The 19,084-nt window shown below is 37.2% G+C and carries 12 protein-coding genes; 5 read left to right on the forward strand and 7 right to left on the reverse strand.

The annotated features are described in order from the left end of the window. The first annotated feature begins 16 nt into the window (after positions 1-16). From PCNPT3_RS03855 to PCNPT3_RS03870, 4 genes are all read left to right on the forward strand, one after another. Positions 17-1,201 carry a DEAD/DEAH box helicase gene (locus PCNPT3_RS03855; protein ID WP_015464560.1) on the forward strand — a complete coding sequence of 395 codons (1,185 nt, stop codon included), beginning with the start codon at positions 17-19 and terminating at the stop codon, positions 1,199-1,201. Between the two features lie 662 nt (positions 1,202-1,863). Continuing rightward, complete coding sequence (locus PCNPT3_RS03860) at positions 1,864-3,774, forward strand: methyl-accepting chemotaxis protein (protein ID WP_015464561.1); 1,911 nt, start codon at positions 1,864-1,866, stop codon at positions 3,772-3,774. A gap of 379 nt (positions 3,775-4,153) precedes the next feature. Then, positions 4,154-6,064 (forward strand): methyl-accepting chemotaxis protein, encoded by a 1,911-nt coding sequence (locus PCNPT3_RS03865; RefSeq protein WP_015464562.1) that lies wholly within the window; start codon positions 4,154-4,156, stop codon positions 6,062-6,064. Positions 6,065-6,431: 367 nt separating this feature from the next. Then, complete coding sequence (locus tag PCNPT3_RS03870; RefSeq protein WP_015464563.1) at positions 6,432-8,345, forward strand: methyl-accepting chemotaxis protein; 1,914 nt, start codon at positions 6,432-6,434, stop codon at positions 8,343-8,345. Between the two features lie 362 nt (positions 8,346-8,707). Here PCNPT3_RS03870 and acuI read toward each other — a convergent pair whose 3' ends face one another. Next, positions 8,708-9,691, reverse strand: a complete 984-nt coding sequence (gene acuI, locus PCNPT3_RS03875; RefSeq protein ID WP_015464564.1) for an acrylyl-CoA reductase (NADPH) — start codon at positions 9,689-9,691, stop codon at positions 8,708-8,710. A gap of 142 nt (positions 9,692-9,833) precedes the next feature. Further along, complete coding sequence (locus tag PCNPT3_RS03880) at positions 9,834-11,255, reverse strand: MATE family efflux transporter (RefSeq protein WP_015464565.1); 1,422 nt, start codon at positions 11,253-11,255, stop codon at positions 9,834-9,836. Between the two features lie 306 nt (positions 11,256-11,561). Here PCNPT3_RS03880 and PCNPT3_RS03885 point away from each other — a divergent pair, with 306 nt between their 5' ends. Beyond that, positions 11,562-12,848 (forward strand): cation:proton antiporter, encoded by a 1,287-nt coding sequence (locus PCNPT3_RS03885; protein WP_015464566.1) that lies wholly within the window; start codon positions 11,562-11,564, stop codon positions 12,846-12,848. Between the two features lie 306 nt (positions 12,849-13,154). Here PCNPT3_RS03885 and PCNPT3_RS03890 read toward each other — a convergent pair whose 3' ends face one another. From PCNPT3_RS03890 to leuS, 5 genes are all read right to left on the reverse strand, one after another. After that, complete coding sequence (locus PCNPT3_RS03890; RefSeq protein ID WP_015464567.1) at positions 13,155-14,099, reverse strand: YeiH family protein; 945 nt, start codon at positions 14,097-14,099, stop codon at positions 13,155-13,157. A 118-nt stretch (positions 14,100-14,217) separates the two neighbouring features. Next, the gene (nadD, locus tag PCNPT3_RS03895; protein WP_015464568.1) at positions 14,218-14,901 is read right to left on the reverse strand and encodes a nicotinate-nucleotide adenylyltransferase; all 684 of its coding nucleotides are present in this window, start codon (positions 14,899-14,901) and stop codon (positions 14,218-14,220) included. Then, entirely contained in the window at positions 14,888-15,883 is a 996-nt protein-coding gene (holA, locus tag PCNPT3_RS03900) for a DNA polymerase III subunit delta (protein WP_015464569.1), read from the reverse strand. Before holA ends, nadD begins: the two co-directional genes overlap by 14 nt. Positions 15,884-15,885: 2 nt before the next feature. Continuing rightward, positions 15,886-16,416, reverse strand: a complete 531-nt coding sequence (locus PCNPT3_RS03905) for an LPS-assembly lipoprotein LptE (protein WP_015464570.1) — start codon at positions 16,414-16,416, stop codon at positions 15,886-15,888. Positions 16,417-16,480: 64 nt separating this feature from the next. Beyond that, on the reverse strand, positions 16,481-19,060 hold the full coding sequence (leuS, locus tag PCNPT3_RS03910) for a leucine--tRNA ligase (RefSeq protein WP_015464571.1): 2,580 nt from the start codon (positions 19,058-19,060) through the stop codon (positions 16,481-16,483). Positions 19,061-19,084 lie beyond the last annotated feature (24 nt).

Genomic DNA, 19,084 nt, shown 5'->3' on the forward strand with positions numbered 1-19,084 from the left:
AACATTGAGATCCTACATGTCATTTTCTAAGCTTGGCTTAAGCCCGCAAATTTTACAGGCCATTTCTGAACTTGGTTATAAAAAACCAACCCCAATACAAGAAAAGGCGATCCCTGTTATTTTAAAAGGCAGAGATGTGATTGCCTGCGCGCAAACAGGTACGGGTAAAACGGGGGCCTTCGTTTTACCTATTTTAGAGCGTTTAAAAGATGAGCCTGAAATTCGGGCTAAACGTATTCGCGTGTTAATTTTAACGCCAACACGTGAACTTGCTATCCAAATAGAAGCTAATGTCAAAGCGTATAGCCAACATTTATCCTTAACTTCACTTGCTATGTACGGTGGCGTTGATGATACCTCGCAAAAAGAAGCCTTAATTGCTGGCGTGGATATTTTAGTGGCCACACCGGGGCGCTTACTCGATATGTATACGCAACGTGCCATTCACTTTGATGAGATACAAATACTGGTATTAGACGAAGCAGATAGAATGCTAGATATGGGCTTTATTGGTGATATCAATAAAATCTTGGAGCGTTTACCAGAAATACGACAAAATTTATTATTTTCGGCAACGTTATCACCTAAAGTGCGTTTTTTAGCAAAAACTGCCATTGAAAATGCGGTGCAAATAACTATTAGAGAAAAACATAACAAGCCCAAAATAAATCAATATTTGATCCCTATTGATAAAGATAAAAAATCAGCATTACTAAGCCATTTAATAACCGAGAATAAGTGGGATCAAGCCCTTATTTTTATAGAAACTAAACGTGGCGCCGCAAAACTTGTGAGCCAACTAGAAAAACGAGGTGTTAAAGCCGAATCGTTTCATAGTGGCAGAAGTCAAAGTGTACGAGAAACCTTACTCGCAGACTTTAAAGCGGGCACATTGGCATATTTAGTGGCAACAGGTGTGGCATCTCGTGGTATTGATATTGATAACTTAAATTACGTGATAAATTATGATCTTCCTGATCAAGCGGATGATTATATACATCGCATTGGGCGAACTGGGCGAGCTGGTGCGACGGGTCATGCTATCTCATTTGTGTCTCGAGATGATTTTAGAAGTTTGTGCTATATCGAAAAACGTTTAGGTGCGCTTATTCCGCGTAAAATAATAGCGGGATTTGAACCAACAAAAGAATTACCAGAATCTTCGTTAAAACCCGATAACAAAAAATTTAAATCACGTTAGAATTTTTTATTACATAAAAATTAAAAGCCACGTTTATCGTGGTTTTTTTATGCCTGTAAAGTGCCTTTTATTTTCTGTGCTACGCACTGTTATATTTTATAAACAGGGAATTATCTCTGACTTTGTGCAGTTTTATACGCATATGATGCTGGCATGATCTCTTTGTATTCTTTATCTTACGATAAAACGATGATGGATTGATTATTTTAAGGATTAAAAATTTTAATTCTGATGGGGGTATTGATATTAGACATTTAAAAGTCGTTTTAGGGTGGGCTGTCAAAGCACAATATACCTATATTTTTTGATATATAGTGCTTTAAAAAGCTTTTCTGGTGTTGTTTGTTTGATCTTAGAGGTGCATCCTCTTTTTAATGTATATGTCATTGTTATTTAACGTACAATTTCAATATTGCTTTATTTATTTTACCGCTATAATTTAACGATTTTAATATGATTTTATAAAAAAATACTAATTAAACAAACAAATGCACTTTATTTATAAATATTTAGTATTACCTTCGTTTTATGAGTATGTATATGATATAAAAGATATAATTGAGATAAATATTACAAAAACACTTAAAAATTAATCGACAATCGATTACTTTTTAGATGCTAATAAATATAAATACGTATCATTTCTAAGGAAGGTCTGATTTATGAATTTTTTAAGAAGTTTTAAAGGGCGAATTATTAGTGCATCTGCATTATTAGTCGCAGTCAGTTTGTGTGCGTCTAATTTCTTGGCATATCAAAAATTATCAAATGAGATGTATCAGCAAAATAATAGATACATGACACTTTTAGTGAAAGACTCTTCACTTAAAATTCACGATTGGATATTCGCGCTTAAAAATGCGCTTAACGCAAGTGCACCTGGCTTTGCCGAAAACAGAAGTGATGCAAGTCGCCTGTTAATGGTGAAGCAAATTCGCTTAGCGACAGAGGCGAGTAATATCTTAGTGGGCTACACCGATGGGATCTCTTTTGATTCTGAATTTGGTAAAGGTGAACCGTCTAGTTATGATCCACGTACTCGAGATTGGTATAAAAAAGCACAACAAGCCGGCAAGGGTATTGTTACTAATATTTATAATGATGCGTTAACGAAAAAACAACTGGTGAGTATTGCTGAGCCCTTTTATTTAAATGGCGAGTTTAAAGGTGTGTTGTTAGCGGATGTTGAATTAACGGTTGCCGATATCATGTTGGAGCATAGTAAGCCTCAGATAGGGGATCTTGCATTATATACTCAGGCGGGAATCGCCATTGCATCTACCATCAACTCTTCTGCTCAAAAAGATTTAAAAAATAATGCGCAACTAAATGCGCTGAAAATTGCCATTGATAATAATCAAACAGGCAGCTTGGAGTACGTCTATAACAGTATGAATGCGATCTCATATTTTAAAAAGATCTCATTAAGTGATGATATTGACTGGGCGGTTGTGATGACTGCGGATAAAGATGTTGTATTTGCAGATTTGAGTAAGGCTTTAGAGCAATCTATTATTACTGCTCTCGTGTTGATCGTTGTTGCTATTTTTATATTAGTATTATTATTACAACGCTTTTATCGTCCTATTTTGTTGTTAAAAGAGACCATTGGCGCACTTGCGCAAGGTAATGCTGATTTAACGCGTCGTCTTACTATTTCTAATAATAAAGATGATTTAGATGATATTGCCATCTCTGTTAACCAATTTGTGAGTAATTTGCAATCGATGATGTTAGAAATCGAAGATGCGACAAAATATTTAAGCAAAAGCGTTGATACATTGACTGCCGACGCGCATGAAAATACTCAGGTATTAGATGCGCATGCTAAAGAAACTGAGCAAATTGTAGTGGCAATAACTGAAATGAGTTCAACGGCTGAGAGTGTTGCTGAAAGCGCTTCTCAATCTGCACTATTTACACAACAATCAAGTACAGAATCTTTAGCTTCTAAAGAGATTGTGAGTTCTGCGGGTCAAAGTGTGACGACGCTTGCAAGCGAAATTGATGAGATGGAAGTCAGTGTGAGTAATATGAACACCGATATATTACAAATTAGCCAAGTGTTAACGGTCATTGGCGATATTGCTGACCAAACTAATTTATTGGCATTAAATGCCGCGATTGAAGCTGCTCGTGCGGGTGAGCAAGGACGTGGTTTCGCAGTTGTTGCCGATGAAGTTCGCAACTTGGCGGGACGTACTCAAAAAAGTACGGCTGAAATTAATAGTATGCTTGAAGAGTTACGCAAAGGGGCTGATATTGTTGTGAGCGCCATGGCGCATACTAAAGTAAGCTGTAATGAAAGCTTAGATAATACTAATAAAGCGATAGAGAGTATTGATGCTATGTCAGGCTCTATTATGGAAATTAATGACTTAGGTGTGCAGATTGCAACGGCTGCTGAAGAGCAAAGTTCAGTCACAGAAGACATTAGCCGTCAAATGACAGCAATACGTGAGATGGTCACAACACTCAGTCATAACGGTCAAAAAAGTTTAGATATTAGTGCTGATATTGCGACTTGTAATACGCAGTTAACAGCGATAGTCGGAAAATTTAAATTGAGTTAAATACTTAAATAGATCTACCGCTTTTATTTTAAAAGAATGCTTCGGCATTCTTTTTTTTTGTTTTTAAAACAAGAGAGGCGCGGAGTAAGTAAGGAAAATTAAGATTATTAAGTTTTTAATATTATTAAAAACAGAGTGTAATGATTGTTTTTTATGATATCAGTCACGGGGAATGTTAAATTATTGTTAACAAAGGTGGTTTTTTTTTGTTTTTTTGCTATTTTATAATAGTGTTATCTCGTTTTAGGAAAAAATGATGAAAACAAAAAAGTACTTTATTTATGGATTTTTAGTTTTAAAGGACAAATGTCTAGGCAAACAAAGGGTACCAATAAATTTAAAAAGTTAACTACTATCATCTCTAAGGAAGGTATGATTTATGAAATTTTTAAGAAGTTTTAAAGGACGTATTATTAGCGCATCGGCATTACTTGTGGCTGTCAGTTTATGTATTTCTAATTTTTTGGCATATCAAAAATTATCGAATGAGATGCATACTCAAAATAATAAATATATGACCTTATTAGTCAAGGAGTCATCGCTAAAAATCAAAAATTGGATAGATACAATGATTGATGCTATTGAGGCAACTGCGCCTGGTTTCGCAGATGTTAAACAGCAAGAAAGTATTGTTTTAATGCTTAAGCATATCCATTTAACAACACCTGCCAGCATGATATTAGTCGGTTATAGCGATGGTAGCTCTTTTGATTCTGCTAATGGAAAACGAGATCCATCGAGTTATGATCCACGTAGCCGTGGTTGGTACCAGCAAGCGAAACGCGCAGGCAAAGGAATTATTACTAATATTTACAAAGATTCGGTAACGAAAAATCAATTAGTTTCGATCGCAGAGCCTTTTTACTTAAATGGTGTTTTGAAAGGTGTACTGTTAGCGGATATAGAATTAACAGCAACCCATGCGATGCTTTTAAACGGTAAACCTCAAATAGGTGATCTTGATTTATATACACAAGATGGACTTCGTATTGCTTCAACAACCTCTTCATCCAGTCAGGATAAGTTAAAGAATGATCCGCAGTTAAATGCACTTAAATTAGCTATCGATAAAAGTAAAGAAGGTAATTTAGAGTATGTTTATCAAAATATTAATGCGATCTCCTATTTTGAAAATATTACCTTAAATGATGGTGTGCAGTGGACTCTGGTGATGACTGCAGATAAAGATATCGTATTTGCCGACCTTGCTAAAGCATTTCAACAAACCATTATTACTGCGCTGAGTTTGATTCTCGTCGCTATTTTTATTTTAATAGTCTTATTACAACGTTTTTATCGTCCGATTTTATCTTTAAAAGAGACCATAGGTGCACTTGCACAAGGCAATGCTGATTTAACGCGACGTCTTGTGATATCTAATGCGAAAGATGATTTAGATGATATTGCGGTTTCTGTTAATCAATTTGTGAGTAATCTACAGTCAATGATGCTAGAAATAGAACAGTCGACGAAACATTTGGGTAAAAGTGTGAATACATTGACTGCTGATGCGAATGAGAACACACAGGTATTAGATGCACACGCTCAAGAGACAGAGCAAATTGTAGTGGCAATAACGCAAATGAGCTCAACGGCCGAAAGTGTTGCCGAAAGTGCTGCACAATCTGCGCTGTTTACACAGAAGTCGAGTAATGAATCTTTGGCATCTAAAGAAATTGTGAGTTGTGCCGGACAAAGTGTCACGACGCTTGCGACAGAGATTGATGAGATGGAAGTCAGTGTTAGTAATATGAATACGGACATTCTCAAAATCAGTCAAGTGTTAACGGTGATTGGTGATATTGCCGACCAAACTAATTTATTAGCACTAAATGCTGCTATCGAGGCTGCGCGTGCGGGTGAGCAAGGCCGTGGTTTTGCGGTTGTTGCCGATGAAGTCCGAAACTTGGCAGGGCGCACTCAAAAAAGTACGGCTGAAATTAATAGTATGCTTGACGAGTTGCGTAAAGGCGCTGATATCGTCGTTGGTGCGATGGCGCATACCAAAGTAAGCTGTAATGAAAGCTTAGAAAACACTAATAAAGCCATTGAGAGTATCGATATTATGTCGGGATCTATCATGGAAATTAATGATTTGGGTGTCCAAATTGCGACGGCTGCAGAAGAGCAAAGCTCGGTCACTGAAGATATTAGTCGACAGATGACGGCGATACGTGAAATGGTAAATACACTGAGTCATAATGGTCAAAAAAGCTTGGATATCAGCACAGATATATCTAATTGTAATACTCAACTAGAAACAATCGTTGGCAAATTTAAACTCAGTTAATACTTTATTATTTTTCTTTCTCTTTTAAAAGAATGCTTCGGCATTCTTTTTTTTTCATAAATTCTTCTGAAGATAAAAAGAGATTTATCTTCTCTATTTTAATATATCTTCGGATAAATATTTTAATCCTAACAATTATGAATATCGTCAGCATCAAGGTTCATATTATTCGCTGTATGTACAAAATGCGCTATGTATGTGATATTTATATAATATAATAGTTTATTAAGTGATCTTTATTTGATTGCAAAGCGAGCGTTCATGCTAGTATTTCCTTTTATCGTGACACATTGTGAATTTAAGCTGCTAAGTATCTTGGATCCTTAGTGTATTAAAGGCAGAAAAATATATTCAGGGAAAGAAAAGTATGAATTTTTTTAAAAGTTTTAAAGGTCGTATTATTATGGCCTCCGTTATTTTAGTTGCGGTGAGTTTGTGTGTTTCCAATTTTATTGCTTATCAAAAATTATCAAGTGAGATCCAATATCAAAATAGTCGTCACTCTACTTTATTAGTAAAAGAAGAAGCGCTTAAGATTAAAAGTTGGATATTATCTGTTAAATCGGCATTACAGGCCACTGCACCTGGCTTTGCTGAACATACCAATAAAGATGAACTAATTTTAATGACAAAACAAATTAGTTTGTCGACAAATGCTATCAATGTCGTCATGGGCTATCGTAATGGGAGCAGTTATGCTTCTGAATATGGTGAGTTAGATCCTTCTACTTATGATCCTCGCACGCGAGATTGGTATAAAAGTGCGAAACAAGCAGGTAAAAGTATTGTTACTAATATTTATGAAGATGCGATGACGAAGGGGCAATATTTGATCAGTATTGCACAACCTGTGTATTCGGATGGAAAATTTAAAGGCGTGTTGTTAGCAGATGTGGATTTAAAAAACATCAATGCTATGTTAGGTGAAAATAAACTTGAAATGGGTAGTCTTGCTTTATACGCACACAATGGAGAGCGCATTGCGACAACGGATCAACAATTAAAAATAGAGAATATTAATCATGATCCTCAATTACTCGCTTTAAAAAGCAAAACACAAACTAATAAGGTGGGGGAACTTACCTACTTATATAACAATACGGAAGTAGTTTCTTCTTTTAAAACGTTTTCTCTTAGTGATGAGGTGCAATGGACATTAGTGATGAGCGTTGATAAGCATAAGATATTTGCAGGTCTTGATGAGGCGTTACGTTTATCTATTGCAAGTGCATTCGCATTAATTATTTTGGCTATTGTGATCCTTATTTTTTGGTTGAATAAGTTATACCGTCCTATTTTGTCCTTAAAAGAAACAATTGCAGGCTTAGCTGAGGGTAATGCCGACCTTACTAAACGTCTTGAGGTAGGCAATACAAAAGACGATTTGAATGACATCGCTAGATCAGTGAATCAATTCGTGTCTAATTTACAATCGATGATGTTAGAAATTAATGATGCAACCTGTCAGTTAAGTGGTAGTGCAAATGAATTAACCAATGATGCACAAGAAAATATGCATGTTTTAAATGCACATACACAAGAAACAGAGCAAATTGTGGTGGCTATCACCGAGATGAGCTCAACGGCGGACAGTGTCGCAGAAAGTGCTGCTCAATCTGCATTGTTTACACAAAAATCGACGGATGAATCAATTGCATCTAAAGCGATTGTGAGTGATGCCGGAAATAGTGTAAGTACTTTGGCGACAGAGATAGAGGAAATGGAAGTCAGTGTTGCCACGATGAACGCGGATATTTTACAAATAACCACGGTTCTGAGTGTGATAGGGGACATTGCAGATCAAACCAATCTGCTTGCATTAAATGCAGCCATTGAGGCCGCCCGTGCAGGAGAGCAAGGTCGAGGTTTTGCAGTGGTTGCCGATGAAGTTCGAAATCTGGCTGCGAGGACGCAAAAAAGTACGGCTGAAATTAATTTGATGCTTGATGAACTGCGTAAAGGTGCTGATATTGTGGTGGGCGCAATGGCGCATACCAAACTAAGTTGTAATGAAAGTTTGGATAATACCAATAAAGCGATTTCAAGTATTGATGCTATGTCTGGATCAATTTTAGAAATTAATGATTTAGGAACACAAATTGCGACGGCAGCCGAAGAGCAAAGCTCGGTGACTGAAGATATTAGTCGACAAATGAGCGCCATTCAAGACATGGTGGTCGAGCTAACGGTCAAAGGTCAAAAAAGTTTAGATATTAGTACTGACATTGTCAGTTGTAATACGCAATTAGTCGCGATAGTGGCACAATTTAAACTCAGTTAAATTAATAGCAAAGGAACTAAAAAAGTTACCCGTCTTGCTTGTTGAAATTATCCCTACCAGCGTTGTGAGTTTTGAAGTGAGAACAACTATCTCCTATAACTCACGCCTTGCTAGTGTTAATTTTTCCTGCGCAATACATGGAAGCTTAATTAATTCCATTGGTATAAGGGGCATTATACCAAAGGAACTAAAAAGGTTACCCATCTTGCTTGTTGAAATTATCCCTACCTGCGTTGTGAGTTTTGAAGTGAGAACAACTATCTTCTACAACTCACGCCTTGCTAGTGTTAATTTTTCCTGCGCAATACATGAAAACTTAATTAATTTCTTTGGTATTATTATTGCCCCTTTTAGCATTTTACTTATTTTATTTTAATAACCGTACGACCAGTGATCTCACCCTGTATGATTTTTGTTGCGTAAGGGATAGCTTCATCTAGTGTTATTTCATGGCAAGCTTGCTGATAAAAACGTGGTGGTAATAACGTTGCTAAACGTTGCCAAGCGGCCACTCGTTTAGTATAAGGGCATAAAACAGAGTCAACACCTAAAAGTTTTACCGCACGTAAAATAAAAGGCATCACGGTGCTCGGTAAATCAAAACCACCGGCAAGGCCGCACGCTGCGACGGCGCCATTGTATTGCATTTGTGCTAATACTTTGGCTAATATTTTACTGCCAACGGTATCAATAGCGCCTGCCCACAGTTGCTTCTCTAATGCGCGTGCAGGCTCTTCTAATGTTTCTCTACTGATAGTGCGCACTGCGCCAAGGCTAAGGAGCAAGTCTTGGTTTTCTTTACATCTTCCACTGGCAGCAACGACCTTGTAACCGAGCTCACTAAGCAAAACAATAGCAACGGTGCCAACGCCGCCACTTGCACCGGTCACTAATATCTCGCCATCCTCGGTGCTAACACCTGCATCAATTAAAGCTTGTACACAAAGCATTGCGGTTAAGCCTGCAGTGCCAACCATCATTGCTTGTTGAGGTGATAGTTGCTTAGGAAGGGGGACTAACCAGTCGCCTTTTAAGCTGGCTTTTTCTGCCATTCCACCACTGTGACTCTCACCAACTCCCCAGCCGGTTAAAATAACGTTATCGCCGGCAGCGTAACGCGCATCTTTAGATGTAATAACGCGACCGCATAAATCAATACCGGGTATCATCGGGAAATTTTTAACGATGCGCCCTAGACCTGTGATAGCTAAACCATCTTTATAGTTAATTGAACTATATTCTACATCGATTAAAACATCTTCATTGGCTAAAAAAGAGCTATCAATCTGGCGCACTTCTGCGATCGTTTTATTATCGACTTGATCTAATACTAAGGCTTTAAACATAAATAATATCCATACAAAGGAGAAAAGGAAACGTAGACAGTGTAAATGTTAAAACCATATTAAAAAAGAGGGCTTGTCATTTTATATGGTTTTATTTTATAGGGAGAAGGGTTATACAAAAAGAGCGTATAACCGTTTTTAATTAAGGCTTATATTTTTTTTCAGACGTAAAAGTGTTGTTGTTTATCTCTTTAGGATCGTCACAAGGCTTCTTTGGACTGTTTTTTGCTCTACGATTTTTGATGTCATAATATAAAATGGGTGCAATTAAAAGGGTTAATAAAACATTAGAGATGGGTAATGCCAGCCAGACGCCATGTAATCCATATATCTTTGGTAAAAAATAAAGAAAAGGTAATTGAATTAACATGTTTGCAAGTGAGACGAACAATGATTTTTTAGCTTCGCCGACGGATAGGAAATAGACGGTACTAATGACCAGGAAGCCATCTAAAAAGGAACTGAATAAATGTAAATGTATGCCTGTGATCGCCTCGTTTAAAAGGATCACATTATTATTTTCAAATAATTTTATAAAAGGTGCCGGAAATAAATTAAGTACGATTATCCACAATACGCCCACACTTAAAACTATTTTTAAGGATAAAAAAAGGACTTTATTGACATTTTCAGTGGATTTCGCCCCTGTATAGTAACTGACTTGGGGTTGCATTCCCTCAGAGATGCCTTCTGCAAAAAGGTAATAGAAAATCATTAAATAACCCACAATGGCGTAAGCTGCCACACTGTGCTCAGTACCATATTGAGAAAATAATAGATTATGTATCGCCATGACAAAACTAAAATAGAGATACATGGTAAAAGAAGACGCACCAAGACAAAGGCTGCGTTGTAAAATACTCCATTGATATTTAAAGTTTTTAATTTTAACTTTTAAGTAACCTTTGCCACTAAAAAAATAATAGAGGGCAATAATGCTAACACACGCTTGTGCAATAGAGGTTGCGTAAGCAGCTCCTTTCATACCCCAGTCAAAATAGCCAATAAACAGAGGGTCTAAGGCTAAGTTTATCATTGCACCTAATATCACTAAGCCGGTCGCAAAGTTTGGGGATAAATCATTACGTACTAAAAAAGGCATTGCCATAGAGGCAATAATGAACACCGAAAAAAGTGTTTCAACTTTCATGTAATCAATTGCAAGTTGAAGCGCGGGCTCCGAGTTGACTTGCATGCGCATTAACGGGATCGCAAACTGTTGCATAAAAAAGTAAGAAATAACGCCAAAGATAAGAATTAAAATAAAGCTCGATAATAAAATATTCTCTGCTTTCTTTTTTTCTTTTTTACCTAAGTAAGTAGAGATCAAACTGCCACTACCCATACCTATCATCAAACCGAGGCCCATAATGATACCAATAATGGGCCAAGCAATATTAATCGCAACAAGTCCGTGTGCACCAATATAATAACCAATAAAGATACCATCGATGATTTGATATAAACCACTTGCCAACATAGAGATCAGAGATGGAATTGCATATTTCCAAAAGGTTTTACGGATATGCTTAGGATCATCGATAAAAATGATATTTGCTGACATGCTTATTTCTCTTTATTTTATTAAATTTATTAAGATGTAGTTTTCATTTTAACTTGATATTAATTGTTTGTGTTGTTTATTTCTCATTTTAGTTATAAAAAAAATAAAAAAATATAAGGTGCTCTGTAAATTGGATTTAATATATTTTGTCAGCCTTATTTAAAGGCTTTCTAGTGTGTTGTTAGATAATAAAAGCATTGTTCATGTAAAATAATTGTTAAAATACACACAATTCGGTATTGATATTTACACCTTTAATGATTAATGTTCTCTTATTTTTTTTACAATTTATTTATGGGATATAAGATGTCAGTTTATGCTACCTTTTGCTTTATTGCAGCTGCCGCTATGCTAATTACGTTTGTTAATAGCAAAATAGGACATATGCAAAATACTATCGCTATTACCGCAGGCTCCTTACTTTTGTCGGTGATCATTATTATCGCAGGGAAAAATGGCTTTACTCAACTGCAAGAAATTGCCAGTGCCCAATTAGCAGGGCTTGATTTTGAAAGTTTTCTATTAAAAGGTATGTTAGGTTTTTTATTATTTGCGGGTGGTTTAGGGATAAAGCTGGATCATATGCGCGATCAAAAATGGGAAATAACCATATTAGCATTAGGAGCGACACTTTTCTCAACGGCTTTTGTGGGTATTGCGCTTTGGTATTTATGTCAACTTATTGGCTTACCGTTTGATTTTATCTATTGCCTCCTTTTTGGCGCGCTTATTTCACCGACAGATCCTATCGCGGTATTGGCGATCGTTAAAAAACTACAAGCACCAAAGCGAATTGCGATTCAAATAGAAGGGGAGTCTCTTTTTAATGATGGTTTTGGTTTAATTATTTTTATGACTATTTTTAGTATTGCCTTTGCAACGGGTGAGCCGACTGTTTCATCAGTGAGTATGTTATTTTTGCATGAAGCCATTGGCGGGATCTTATATGGCTTAGTGCTCGGTTTCTTTTTCCATTGTTTGATCAGCGCGACAGATGATCATGCGATGGAGTTATTACTGACGGTCGGGATCCCGACGGGTGGTTATGTATTCGCGCAAATGATAGGTGTATCAGGCCCTCTTTCAATGGTAGTTGCCGGTATTATGATAGGTAATTGGACCCGTATTAAAGGCTTTTCTAAGGAGAGTAAAGCACAATTAGATCATTTTTGGGAACTTGTCGATGAGTTTTTAAATGGTATTTTATTTCTATTGATCGGTTTAAGCATGCTCCAATTTACTTTTCACATTGAAGATGTGTTAGTGGTGTTAATTGCTATCCCCATTGTTTTAGTGGCGCGTTATTTGAGCGTTAAACTCTCATATATTAGCTTTTCTTGTTGCCGAGTTTACAATCCTTATTCTGTCTCTATTTTAACATGGGGGGGTCTTCGAGGTGGTCTGGCACTGGCTATGGCCATGGCCATTCCAAGTGGTATTATGGTTTTACCCGATAAAAATATTGATGTACGGGAAATCATATTAGTGATGACTTATGCGGTGGTGTTTTTCTCGATATTGATCCAGGGATCAACGATCATTCCTTTAATAGAAAAAGCCAAACTTTGGCAAAATGCGCACGATAAAAAGTAGTAGATACTCATGAGACTTCAAGATGCACTGTCAGTAAGCCTGCTCAGGCATAGTTTCTTTGCATCAAATTGAAAAGTGTCATTCTACCTTGGCATTATTCTACCTGGGCATTATTTACATAGGTATTTTATAACAACATATCAAGCATAAAAATGAGTGTTTTTTGGGCGCTCGCTTCAAAACCCATGCTGTTTTGAAGCCTCTGAAAATGGGATCCTCTTGCTAATGAATAAAAAGCGCAGGCTCTATAAATAGAGTCTGCGCTTTTTTATTGCTTGTTATTGCTTGTTATCGTTGCATGATGCGTTATAAGAAAAAGAGTATATAAATAAGCGAGCAAACACTCACCATTAACCATAAACAAACCCCAAGTAGTAAAGGTTTATAACCGGCCTCTTTGAACTGTTTCAAGGTGATACTCGCGCCAATGAGAAACAGGCATAAAACTAAAGTATGTTTTGATAGGTTAAAAATAATCAAGTAAATATCACCCCCTTGAGGGAAGTAACTACTAACTAAAATGGCTAAGCAGTAAAAAATGATAAACAGTGGAATGCGTATTTTATGGCGGCGCTCTTTAAAGGCCAAGGCGCTTATCAAGGCAAGAGGTACTATCCACAGAGCACGAGACAACTTTAATGTTGTCGCGATACGCAAGGCTTCATCACCATACGCAGAGGCGGCTCCGACGACGGAAGAGGTATCATGTATTGCAATCGCACACCACACACCAAAAGCATGCTGACTCATTTCTAAAAGGTGGCCCACATAAGGGAAAACAAAAAGCGCAATTGAATTTAAAATAAAGACAACGGCAAGGGCATGCGAGATTTGTTGGTTTTTAGCTTTAATAGCAGGGGCAACGGCAGCAATGGCGCTACCGCCACAAATTGCGGTACCAGAGGCAATTAAATGGCCCATTTTAGCATCTATTTTTAACCACTTTGTAAGTAATGTGCCGATCACTAATACCCCAAAAATAGAGGTGCAGATAAGCCCTATTGCATTTTTACTGACCTCGATAGCCTGCTCTAGCTGAATACCAAAACCTAAACCGATAATCGAATAAGCCAATAATTTTTTAGTGATAGTGCCAGTATCAATGTACGTAGGGACGAGACCAAAACTCAACAATATAAAGCCGAGTATTAACGCAACGGGAGAATTAACAATGGGGCTTAGGCAGAAAAGAGCGGTGCTAAAAAAGATAAGATCTTTGAATTTATAATTTTTTTTAGAGGGTGTTTGCATCATATTTCCAGGGTGAAAATGGGACTGAGATAGTTTGAATGATCGCGCTTAAATATCGCTATTATTGTTCGAAATGCTTACTTTTGTTTATATCGCAATGATCTGTATGATCGCGATATTAATCAGGCGTGTTTTTATACAATTGTTGTGTTTTTATATAATCGATTACGCTATTAGGTAATAAATAATCAATACTGCGATGTTGTTGTAACGCATCACGTATTTGTGAAGATGAAACTTCAAGTTGGGTTGTTTCTTGGAAGTATATTTTACCGGCTTGTAAGCAATGTAAGTCATCTTTATGCGATGTTTTATGTGCCTTGAGTAAGGCGCTTATCTTGTTATTAAAGTCACATTTCCAGCCGGGGCGATGGCAGACGATAAGATGACAATAATTAAGAATATCTTGCCATTGATGCCAACTATCAAAGCTAAGTAATGAGTCCATACCCATAATAAAGCAGATTGGAGTATGCGGGTAGTCTTGTTTAAGCTCTTTTAAGGTATCAATCGTGTAACTTGCCTGCGCGCGATTTAATTCGCGTGTATCGATACGTAATTTTGGTTGTGCTTTAATGGCAAGGCGTACCATATGAGCGCGCCGCGTTGCACTGCACTGCGCGGATGATTTATGTGGCGCAATATGGTTGGGTAATAAAAAGAGTGTTTGTAGGTTTACTCTTTCACAGACTTCTAAAGCCGGGCGCAGATGACCAAAATGAATAGGATCAAACGTACCGCCTAAAAAACCAATGGCTTGTTGCTTGACGATCGATGTTACTTTGGGATCAGATAAAGGCATAACATATCCGCTCTAATAAAAGCCAACTTTGAGGGCTATTCTCTACTTTGATTGCAATTTCAAGCTGAGCTGACATTTGTACTAATTGCTCAAGTCGCTGCGTATCTAATCGTGTTAATGCTTTTTTAAGTATTTGTTTTTTGGCTGTCCACAGTTTTGGTTGTTGCTGCTCTAATAATTGTTCAAGTGCGACTGTGTTCTTTTGGTAACTTATTTTAAGTAGTTTTTGTATTTCACTGCTAAGCGTCGCACTTAATAAAAGGATCTCAGTATCTTCATTTTGTAGTTGTTTTAAAATACGTAAAGAACGTCCTTGTGCACCCACTAACAGGCTATCAACCCATTGAAAAATTGAAAAGTGGCAATGCGTGGTGATATTTTTTTCGACTTGTTGCAAGGTTAATTTTTGCTTTGGATAGATCAATGCTAATTTTTCAAATTCTTGTTTAGCACCTAATAAATTACCTTCAAAATGTACACAAAGGTATTCAATAACCTCATTACTCGCTTCAAGCTGTAACGATTTTAAACGCTGAAATATCCACTGAGGGAAGCGTTGCTGGTTAGGTGCTAAGGTCGCAACAAAGAGTCCGATTTTTTCTAATTGTTTAAACCAAACACTGTTCATTTGTTGTGTGTTTAGTTTTGGGCCTTGTATTATTAATAAAATATCTTCATTAAGTAAAGGCGTTACCTCACGGATAAACGCGGTATTTTCTTTGCTTGTTTTAGGTAGTGTAAGCAGAATTATTTTTTTTTCACTAAATAAAGAGCGACTTACAAAGTGGTTAAAAATATCATCACTGGCAAAATTGACACCCATATCAAATTGAAATATTTCTAAGTAACCTTGCTGTTTTGCACTCGTTTTAATCTGTTGTAAGGCTTCTAATGAAAATAAGATCTCATCGCCAAATATTAAAATACATGCGGGTATTTTTTGTTTTAAGTGTTGTGCTAATTGTTCGGGATAAATTCGCATTTTTAAGGTTCACTTGGGCTTGGCAACGTACTTTTTAAAGAGAGCATGGTGCTGATAATATGATCGGCTGCAATCATATCTAATTCTTTGGTAAGTAATTCAGCTTCACGAGATTTTGCCAAAGCTTGGGCGGGATCATCTAAAAAATCACGGTACAAGTTTACTTTGAAGTTTTGTGTTAATTGCCCTGGGCGAGTGATTGAATATTCAATATTATAACCGAGTTCTTGCTCTGCATTTTGAGCGTTACTGTACAGAGATATTGTGCGTTCACTACGCCTTGGCGAAGATATCAGCAGTTTAGCCACATTTTCATTTGGGGTGTCGACAATCTCAATGCCAGCGCCACGTAAACGAATCAAAACAAATCGTGTTAAATCACTATTTCGCGTACTTTTCACATAAATTTGTGGATATTTATCAACCAGACCATCACTATTTTTAATGTGGAATCCACAACCGCTCAATAATAAAAAGGCGGTAAAGAAGCTAAGTAATTTAGCGTAAAAATGTCGATGCGTGTAGATAAACATAATAAGCCTTTAAAGATAATTAGAATTAAAGGCAACACCATTTTCGGTGTTGCCTTTAGAGTGGTTAGTTCGCCACAATATTTAACAATTTACCGGGAACAAAAATAATTTTACGAATATTTTTACCCTCTGTAAATTTAACGATATTTTCATGTCCTAAGGCAAGTGTCTCTACACTTTCCTGAGAGGCATTTTTACTTACCGTTAATTTAGCGCGTAATTTACCGTTCACTTGTACAATAATAAGTGCTGAATCTTCAACTAAAGCTGATTCATCGACACATGGCCAAGGCGCGGTTAAAATCTCATCACTTTCACCTAAGAGTTCATATAACTCTGCACAAATATGTGGCGTGATGGGTGAAAGTAGTTTAACAACTGCTACTAATGCTTCTTGTAAAATAGCACGATCTTGTGCATTTTTTGTCGGCGCTTTAAGTAACTTGTTCATCAGTTCCATCACCGATGCGATAGCCGTATTAAACGTTTGACGACGACCAATATCGTCGGTTACTTTCTTGATGGTTTTATGTAATTCACGGCGTAAGGCTTTTTGCCCGTCATTTTGAGATTTAATGTCGAGTGCATCCACACTACCTAACTCAATATGATCATTCGCTAGTTTCCATAAACGTTTTAAGAAACGTAATGAGCCCTCTAATGCAGAATCAGACCATTCTAACGTTTGCTCCGCAGGGGCCGCAAACATCATAAATAAACGCACGCTATCGGCGCCATATTTATCAATCATTATCTGTGGATCGATACCATTATTTTTAGATTTAGACATTTTACACATGCCATCAAAAATAAGCACTTGTCCATTTTCAAGTTTGGCACTGATGATTTTACCTTTATCATCGGTTTGCGTGATCGCATCATTAGGTGATATCCACACTTTTCCGCCTTTTTCATCTTCATAATAAAAAGCGTCAGCGAGTACCATGCCTTGTGTTAATAATTTTTTGAACGGTTCATCAGAATTGACTAAACCAAAATCACGTAATAATTTATGGAAAAAACGTGAGTATAATAGATGTAAAATAGCGTGCTCAATACCACCGATATATTGATCCACAGGAAGCCAATAATTAGCTTTTTCAGGATCTAACATTTGTGTGTCACTTTGAGGTGAGCAATAACGCGCATAATACCAACTCGATTCCATAAAGGTATCAAAGGTATCGGTTTCATGATACGCCACTTGACCCTTATAAGTGGTTTTTGCCCACTCAAGATCTGCTTTGATAGGCGACGTAATACCATTCATGGTTACATCTTCTGGTAAAATCACCGGTAATCTATCTTCAGGGACGGGAACAATGCTGCCATCTTCTAGCGTCAGTGTTGGGATAGGTGTTCCCCAGTAACGTTGGCGAGAAACGCCCCAGTCACGTAAGCGGAAGTTAACTTTACGCTTACCTTTGTTTTCACTGCTTAGTTTTTCTTCAACAGCATTAAAGGCCTCTTCAAAGTTTAAACCATCAAACTCGCCAGAATTAAAACAAATACCTTTGTCGGTATACGCTTTTTCGCTAACATCTACATCGCTATCGGCAGCTTTAATGACGGCATTAATGTCAAGTCCGTATTGTATTGCAAATTCATAATCGCGTTGATCATGTGCAGGCACTGACATAACAGCGCCTGAGCCATAGCCCATTAATACAAAGTTTGCAGTCCAAATTGGCACTTCTTTACCCGTTATAGGGTGAATCGCTTTTAGACCTGTATCGACACCTTCTTTAGGCATCGTTGCAAGCTCAGCTTCTGCTAATTTTACGTTTTTACATTTATTGCAAAAATCGGCTAATGCTGCATTGTTTTTAGCAGCTTGTTGCGCTAGTGGATGTTGCGCTGCTACTGCGACATACGTGACGCCCATCACTGTATCGGGGCGCGTGGTGTAGACAGAAAGTTTCTCATCGCTACCGACAACACGAAAGTCCATTTCAACACCTTCAGAGCGACCAATCCAATTGCGTTGCATGGTGCGAACTTGCTCTGGCCATTCATCGAGTTTGTCTAAATCATCGAGTAATTCTTGTGCATAAGCGGTGATTTTAATAAACCACTGTGGAATTTCTTTTTGCTCTACAAGTGCGCCAGAGCGCCAGCCTCGTCCATCTATCACTTGTTCATTAGCAAGTACGGTTTGATCAACTGGATCCCAGTTTACCGTTGCCATTTTTTTGTAAACTAAATCTTTTTCAAGTAATTTTGTAAAGAACCATTGTTCCCAACGGTAATATTCGGGTTTACATGTCGCAATTTCGCGCGTCCAATCATAACCAAAACCTAATTGCTTGAGTTGTTTTTTCATGTAAGCAATATTTTCGTAGGTCCATCCTGCTGGCGCCGTATTATTTTTAATGGCTGCATTTTCAGCGGGTAGGCCAAATGCATCCCAACCCATAGGTTGCATTACATTTTTACCTTGCATGCGTTGATAGCGAGAAACGACATCACCAATGGTATAATTACGAACATGGCCCATATGTAGTTTACCACTTGGGTAAGGGAACATGGAAAGACAGTAATATTTTTCTTTTGAAGGATCTTCAACGGCTTTAAAGGATTGTTGTGTTTCCCAATGCTGTTGAAATTTAGCTTCGATTTCTTTTGGATCATATGACTTTTGCATTTTAATTCTGCCCGACAATGTAAA

This window comes from Psychromonas sp. CNPT3, from assembly GCF_000153405.2.
In the GTDB taxonomy this organism is placed as follows: domain Bacteria; phylum Pseudomonadota; class Gammaproteobacteria; order Enterobacterales; family Psychromonadaceae; genus Psychromonas.

Excerpts from the sequence above, each read along its gene's own strand:
- PCNPT3_RS03885 (WP_015464566.1), top strand. The coding sequence starts at position 11,562 with ATGTCAGTTTATGCTACCTTTTGCTTTATTGCAGCTGCCGCTATGCTA.
- PCNPT3_RS03870 (WP_015464563.1), top strand. The coding sequence starts at position 6,432 with ATGAATTTTTTTAAAAGTTTTAAAGGTCGTATTATTATGGCCTCCGTT.
- holA (WP_015464569.1), bottom strand. The coding sequence starts at position 15,883 with ATGCGAATTTATCCCGAACAATTAGCACAACACTTAAAACAAAAAATA.
- nadD (WP_015464568.1), bottom strand. The coding sequence starts at position 14,901 with ATGCCTTTATCTGATCCCAAAGTAACATCGATCGTCAAGCAACAAGCC.
- PCNPT3_RS03890 (WP_015464567.1), bottom strand. The coding sequence starts at position 14,099 with ATGCAAACACCCTCTAAAAAAAATTATAAATTCAAAGATCTTATCTTT.
- PCNPT3_RS03865 (WP_015464562.1), top strand. The coding sequence starts at position 4,154 with ATGAAATTTTTAAGAAGTTTTAAAGGACGTATTATTAGCGCATCGGCA.
- PCNPT3_RS03855 (WP_015464560.1), top strand. The coding sequence starts at position 17 with ATGTCATTTTCTAAGCTTGGCTTAAGCCCGCAAATTTTACAGGCCATT.
- acuI (WP_015464564.1), bottom strand. The coding sequence starts at position 9,691 with ATGTTTAAAGCCTTAGTATTAGATCAAGTCGATAATAAAACGATCGCA.
- PCNPT3_RS03860 (WP_015464561.1), top strand. The coding sequence starts at position 1,864 with ATGAATTTTTTAAGAAGTTTTAAAGGGCGAATTATTAGTGCATCTGCA.
- PCNPT3_RS03880 (WP_015464565.1), bottom strand. The coding sequence starts at position 11,255 with ATGTCAGCAAATATCATTTTTATCGATGATCCTAAGCATATCCGTAAA.
- PCNPT3_RS03905 (WP_015464570.1), bottom strand. The coding sequence starts at position 16,416 with ATGTTTATCTACACGCATCGACATTTTTACGCTAAATTACTTAGCTTC.
- leuS (WP_015464571.1), bottom strand. The coding sequence starts at position 19,060 with ATGCAAAAGTCATATGATCCAAAAGAAATCGAAGCTAAATTTCAACAG.